This window comes from Streptococcus mitis (assembly GCF_005844455.1).
Classification (GTDB): Bacteria; Bacillota; Bacilli; order Lactobacillales; family Streptococcaceae; genus Streptococcus; species Streptococcus mitis_BF.
Genome location: NZ_SPGF01000083.1, coordinates 1 through 5,753, shown reverse-complemented (window position 1 = coordinate 5,753; position 5,753 = coordinate 1). Strand labels below are relative to the sequence as shown.

Genomic DNA, 5,753 nt, shown 5'->3' with positions numbered 1-5,753 from the left:
CTCAAAAAGGTATTACCAAGTTGCAATACTTTTTACGAGGCTCTTTTGTCTTGTTCTTGTTTCAATTGACTATATAGAAATATTTTAGCAACCATTGCGTACTATTCTAGATTCAATCTACTATAGCTTTTAAAGGGATGTTGTTTTTTGAACGAAAATTTCATAAAATGTTTAGTTCTTATAGTGGATTGCAGCTAGAATAGTGCGCTGTGATTGTTCAAATATTGCTAAAAATTAATTTGTTCATATCTTATTTCCATTTACTATAATATAGATAAAAAACAACTCCTTGACGATTCAAGGAGTTGTCTATAGTTAAATTAGTTTTTTGAAGCTACTTGGAATTCTGGGTTTTTCCATGCTTCGTCAATGATAGCTTGCAATTCTTTAGCAGATGCTTGCATTTTTTGAGTTTCTGCGTCGTTCAATGGGATATTTACTGGACGAACGATACCATGTGCACCAACAACAGCTGGTTGACCGATAAAGACGCTCTCAACTCCGTATTGACCTTCTTGGAATACTGAAAGTGGAAGTACTGCGTTTTCATCGTCAAGGATTGCTTTAGTGATACGAGCAAGTGCTACTGCGATACCGTAGTATGTTGCACCTTTTTTGTTGATGATTGTGTAGGCTGCATCACGAACACCTTCGAACAATTCAATCAATTCAGCTTCTTGAACATTTTGAGTGTCTTTAAGGAATTCTTCAAGGTTTACACCAGCGATGTTTGCGTGTGACCAAACAGCGAACTCAGAGTCACCGTGTTCACCCATGATGTAAGCGTGAACTGAACGAGCATCTACATCCAATTTTTCAGCAAGTGCTTGACGGAAACGAGCTGAGTCAAGTGAAGTACCTGAACCGATAACGCGTTCTTTAGGGAAACCAGAGAATTTCCAAGTTGAGTAAGTCAAAACGTCAACTGGGTTAGCAGCAACAAGGAAGATACCTTTGAAACCTGATTCAACAACTTGAGTTACGATTGATTTGTTGATAGCAAGGTTTTTACCTACAAGGTCAAGACGAGTTTCACCTGGTTTTTGAGGTGCACCTGCAGTGATTACAACAAGGTCAGCGTCTGCACAGTCAGAGTATTGAGCTGCATAGATTTTTTTAGGTGAAGTGAAGGCAAGGGCGTGACTAAGGTCAAGCGCGTCACCAACAGCTTTTTCATGCAATTGTGGAATTTCGATAATTCCAAGCTCTTGTGCAATTCCTTGGTTAACAAGTGCAAAAGCGTAAGATGAACCTACAGCACCATCTCCGACAAGGATAACTTTTTTGTGTTGTTTAGTTGAAGTCATTGTTCTAAACATCTCCTTAATTTTATTCAGGGATTTCCCCAGTTATTTTAATTCTATCACTTTTAAAAAGCTTTGTCACGAATATGCCTTGGAGTTCTTGATGTAAACGTTTTAGCTAATTTGGATGCCTGAAATATGGCGGACATTATGGTATAATATTATTAATTACTAATAGTGAAATGAGGCATTTATTAATGCAGGATAGAAATTTAGTGAATGTCAATCTGACAAAGGAGATGAAGACGAGCTTTATCGATTACGCCATGAGTGTTATCGTAGCGCGGGCTCTTCCTGATGTTCGAGATGGCTTGAAACCTGTTCACCGTCGGATTCTCTATGGAATGAATGAATTGGGTGTTACTCCAGACAAACCTCATAAAAAATCTGCTCGTATTACAGGGGACGTCATGGGTAAATACCACCCCCACGGAGATTCCTCTATCTATGAAGCCATGGTTCGTATGGCTCAATGGTGGAGCTACCGTTATATGCTTGTTGATGGACATGGAAACTTTGGTTCTATGGACGGGGACGGTGCTGCCGCCCAGCGTTATACTGAGGCACGCATGAGCAAGATTGCTCTGGAAATGCTTCGTGATATCAATAAGAATACGGTTGATTTTGTTGATAACTATGATGCCAATGAACGTGAACCCTTGGTCTTGCCAGCTCGTTTTCCAAATCTTTTGGTCAATGGAGCAACTGGTATCGCTGTTGGGATGGCTACCAACATTCCTCCTCACAATCTAGGTGAGACCATTGATGCAGTGAAGTTGGTTATGGACAATCCTGAAGTGACTACCAAGGACTTGATGGAAGTCTTGCCTGGTCCAGATTTTCCAACAGGTGCCCTTGTCATGGGGAAATCAGGTATTCATAAGGCTTATGAAACAGGTAAAGGTTCTATTGTTCTTCGTTCTCGTACTGAAATCGAAGAAACTAAGACTGGCCGTGAGCGCATCGTTGTAACAGAATTTCCTTACATGGTTAATAAAACCAAGGTGCATGAGCATATTGTTCGTTTGGTTCAGGAGAAACGTATTGAGGGGATTACAGCGGTTCGTGATGAGTCCAACCGTGAAGGTGTTCGTTTCGTGATTGAGGTCAAGCGAGATGCTTCAGCCAATGTTATCCTTAACAACCTCTTCAAGATGACCCAGATGCAAACCAACTTTGGTTTTAATATGTTGGCGATTCAAAATGGTGTACCGAAGATTTTGTCTCTTCGCCAGATTTTGGATGCTTATATTGAACACCAAAAAGAAGTGGTTGTTCGTCGGACACGTTTTGATAAGGGAAAAGCGGAAGCACGTGCTCATATCTTAGAAGGTCTCTTGATTGCGCTAGACCATATCGACGAAGTGATTCGTATCATCCGTGCTAGTGAAACTGATGCGGAAGCACAAGCTGAGTTGATGAGTAAGTTTAAGCTTTCTGAACGTCAAAGTCTAGCTATCCTAGATATGCGCCTTCGTCGTTTGACAGGTTTGGAACGTGATAAGATTCAGTCTGAGTATGATGACCTCTTGGCTCTGATTGCGGATTTGGCAGATATTCTAGCTAAGCCGGAACGTGTTTCTCAAATCATTAAAGATGAATTAGACGAAGTTAAGCGTAAGTTTGGTGACCAACGTCGTACAGAGTTGATGGTCGGTGAAGTCTTGAGCCTTGAAGATGAGGACTTGATTGAAGAATCGGATGTCTTGATTACACTGTCAAACAAAGGCTATATCAAACGTCTGGACCAAGCTGAGTTTACTGCTCAAAAACGTGGTGGTCGTGGCGTTCAAGGAACCGGTGTAAAGGATGACGATTTTGTTCGTGAGTTAGTGTCGACTAGCACCCATGATCACCTACTCTTTTTTACAAATAAAGGACGTGTTTATCGCCTGAAAGGATATGAAATTCCTGAATATGGCCGTACTGCTAAGGGATTGCCAATTGTCAATCTTTTGAAATTGGATGAAGGTGAAAGTATTCAGACCATCATCAATGTTGAATCTGAACGCAACGATGACGCTTATCTCTTCTTCACAACCCGTCATGGTATTGTGAAGAGAACTAGTGTTAAGGAATTTGCTAACATTCGCCAGAATGGTCTCAAGGCTTTGAACCTCAAGGATGAAGATGAGTTGATTAATGTCTTGTTGACGGAAGAAGATACGGATATTATCATTGGTACCAAGTTTGGTTATGCAGTTCGTTTTAATCAATCAGCTGTTCGTGGCATGAGTCGTATCGCCACTGGTGTGAAAGGTGTTAATCTTCGTGACGGAGATACAGTTGTTGGAGCTAGTGTGATTACAGACCAGGACGAGGTTCTTATCATTACTGAAAAAGGATATGGTAAGCGTACAGTCGCGACTGAATATCCAACAAAAGGTCGTGGTGGTAAAGGGATGAAGACGGCAAATGTGGCTGAGAAAAATGGTCCTCTATCAGGTCTCTTGACTGTGAAAGGTGATGAAGACTTGATGATTATCACTGATACAGGTGTCATGATTCGAACCAATGTTGCCAATATTTCACAAACAGGACGCTCAACTATGGGAGTTAAAGTAATGCGTCTGGATCAAGATGCTAAAATTGTGACCTTTACAACGGTTGCAGCGGCAGAAAAAGAAGAAGTTGGGACAGAAAACGAAACAGAGGGTGAAGCATAATGTCTCAAAAAAATAATAAGAAGAAAAACAAACGAAAAAATCTGCTGACAGATATCCTAGCAGGATTTCTGATACTACTATCAATTGCTTTGATTTTTAATGCTAAAATTCGTGACGCTTTTATTGCTTGGAATAGCAATAAATACCAAGTTAGTCAAGTATCAAAAGAAAGAATAGAAGAAAATCAAGATACAGAGGGAAATTTTGATTTTGATTCGGTGAAAGCTATTTCCTCTGAAGCTGTTTTGGCCTCTCAATGGGATACTCAAAAATTGCCTGTTATTGGAGGGATTGCAATCCCTGAATTAGAAATGAATTTGCCAATTTTTAAAGGGCTTGATAATGTCAATCTCTTCTATGGTGCTGGTACGATGAAACGCGATCAAGTGATGGGGAAAGGAAATTATAGTCTAGCTAGTCATCATATTTTTGGTGTCAATAATGCTAATAAAATGTTATTTTCTCCTTTGGATAACGCTAAAAATGGTATGAAGATTTATCTAACCGATAAAAATAAAGTTTATACTTATGAAATACGTGAAGTCAAACGTGTTACACCGGATCGTGTTGATGAAATTGATGACCGAACGGGTGTTGATGAAATTACTTTAGTAACTTGTGAGGATGCAGCAGCTACTGAGCGGATTATTGTAAAGGGTGATTTGAAAGAAACAAAAGATTATTCACAAACGTCTGATGAAATCCTAACAGCTTTCAATCAACCATATAAACAATTTTATTAATTCTAAAAGAATCAGTGAAGATTAAGTTTCACTGATTCTTTTAAGATTTTCATAAAAATAAACTTTTATGAAAATACAGAAAACGCTTCCTAAAACCGAAAGTTTGTGATATAATTATCAGGTAAAAAATTTTAGGAGTTTATTATGGTTTCTTCAGAATTTATCTCAAAGATTGAATTTGCTTGCAAGAAGAAAGAAAGTCTTTATAGCCAAAGCAAATTTAAGTATGCGATTCGTTCTATGTTTGCAGGTGCATTCTTAACTTTCAGTACAGCTGCTGGTGCAGTTGGGGCTGACTTGATTAATAAAATCGCACCAGGTAGTGGACGCTTCCTCTTCCCATTTGTTTTCGCTTGGGGCTTGGCCTACATTGTTTTCTTGAATGCCGAATTGGTAACATCAAACATGATGTTTTTGACTGCTGGTAGTTTCTTGAAAAAAATCTCTTGGAGAAAAACAGCTGAGATTTTACTATACTGTACCTTGTTCAACCTTATCGGAGCCTTGATAGCAGGTTGGGGCTTCGCTCACTCGGCAGCCTATGCAAATCTGACTCACGATAGCTTTATTTCAGGGGTTGTTGAGATGAAGTTAGGCCGTTCAAATGAATTAGTTTTGCTTGAGGCTATTCTGGCAAATATTTTCGTAAATATTGCGATTCTTTCATTTGTTTTGGTCAAAGATGGCGGTGCTAAACTTTGGCTTGTGTTGTCAGCAATTTACATGTTTGTATTCTTAACAAACGAGCACATTGCTGCGAACTTTGCTTCTTTCGCTATTGTGAAATTCAGTGTTGCTGCTGATTCAATTGCTAACTTCGGTGTTGGAAATATGCTCCGTCATTGGGGAGTAACCTTCATCGGAAACTTTATCGGAGGAGGTCTCTTGATGGGTCTTCCATATGCCTTCCTCAATAAAAGCGAAGATACTTATGTAGATTAAGAAAATGAGCACGATTGATTCCAATGTCATTAAGTTAGTGATCTAACTACTTGAATAGGAGGTGTGATTGAGAACATCAAAGTGATTCTCTATCACAT

General features: G+C 39.3%; 4 protein-coding genes. 3 read left to right on the top strand and 1 reads right to left on the bottom strand.

The genetic code is table 11. The features are described from left to right. Positions 1–320: 320 nt before the first annotated feature. Positions 321–1,307: an L-lactate dehydrogenase gene (locus FGQ53_RS10955; protein ID WP_138338764.1), complete on the bottom strand. Its 987-nt coding sequence runs from the start codon at positions 1,305–1,307 to the stop codon at positions 321–323. A gap of 194 nt (positions 1,308–1,501) precedes the next feature. Between FGQ53_RS10955 and gyrA the strand changes: the two genes are divergently transcribed. The 3 genes from gyrA to FGQ53_RS10940 all read left to right on the top strand — a co-directional run bounded on the left by gyrA (position 1,502) and on the right by FGQ53_RS10940 (position 5,655). Next, entirely contained in the window at positions 1,502–3,970 is a 2,469-nt protein-coding gene (gene gyrA / locus FGQ53_RS10950) for a DNA gyrase subunit A (RefSeq protein ID WP_138338762.1), read from the top strand. Then, positions 3,970–4,713: a class A sortase gene (locus tag FGQ53_RS10945; RefSeq protein WP_138338760.1), complete on the top strand. Its 744-nt coding sequence runs from the start codon at positions 3,970–3,972 to the stop codon at positions 4,711–4,713. The genes gyrA and FGQ53_RS10945 overlap by 1 nt, the downstream gene beginning before the upstream one ends. A 144-nt stretch (positions 4,714–4,857) precedes the next feature. Then, positions 4,858–5,655: a formate/nitrite transporter family protein gene (locus FGQ53_RS10940; protein ID WP_138338758.1), complete on the top strand. Its 798-nt coding sequence runs from the start codon at positions 4,858–4,860 to the stop codon at positions 5,653–5,655. The last annotated feature ends 98 nt before the right edge of the window (positions 5,656–5,753 follow it).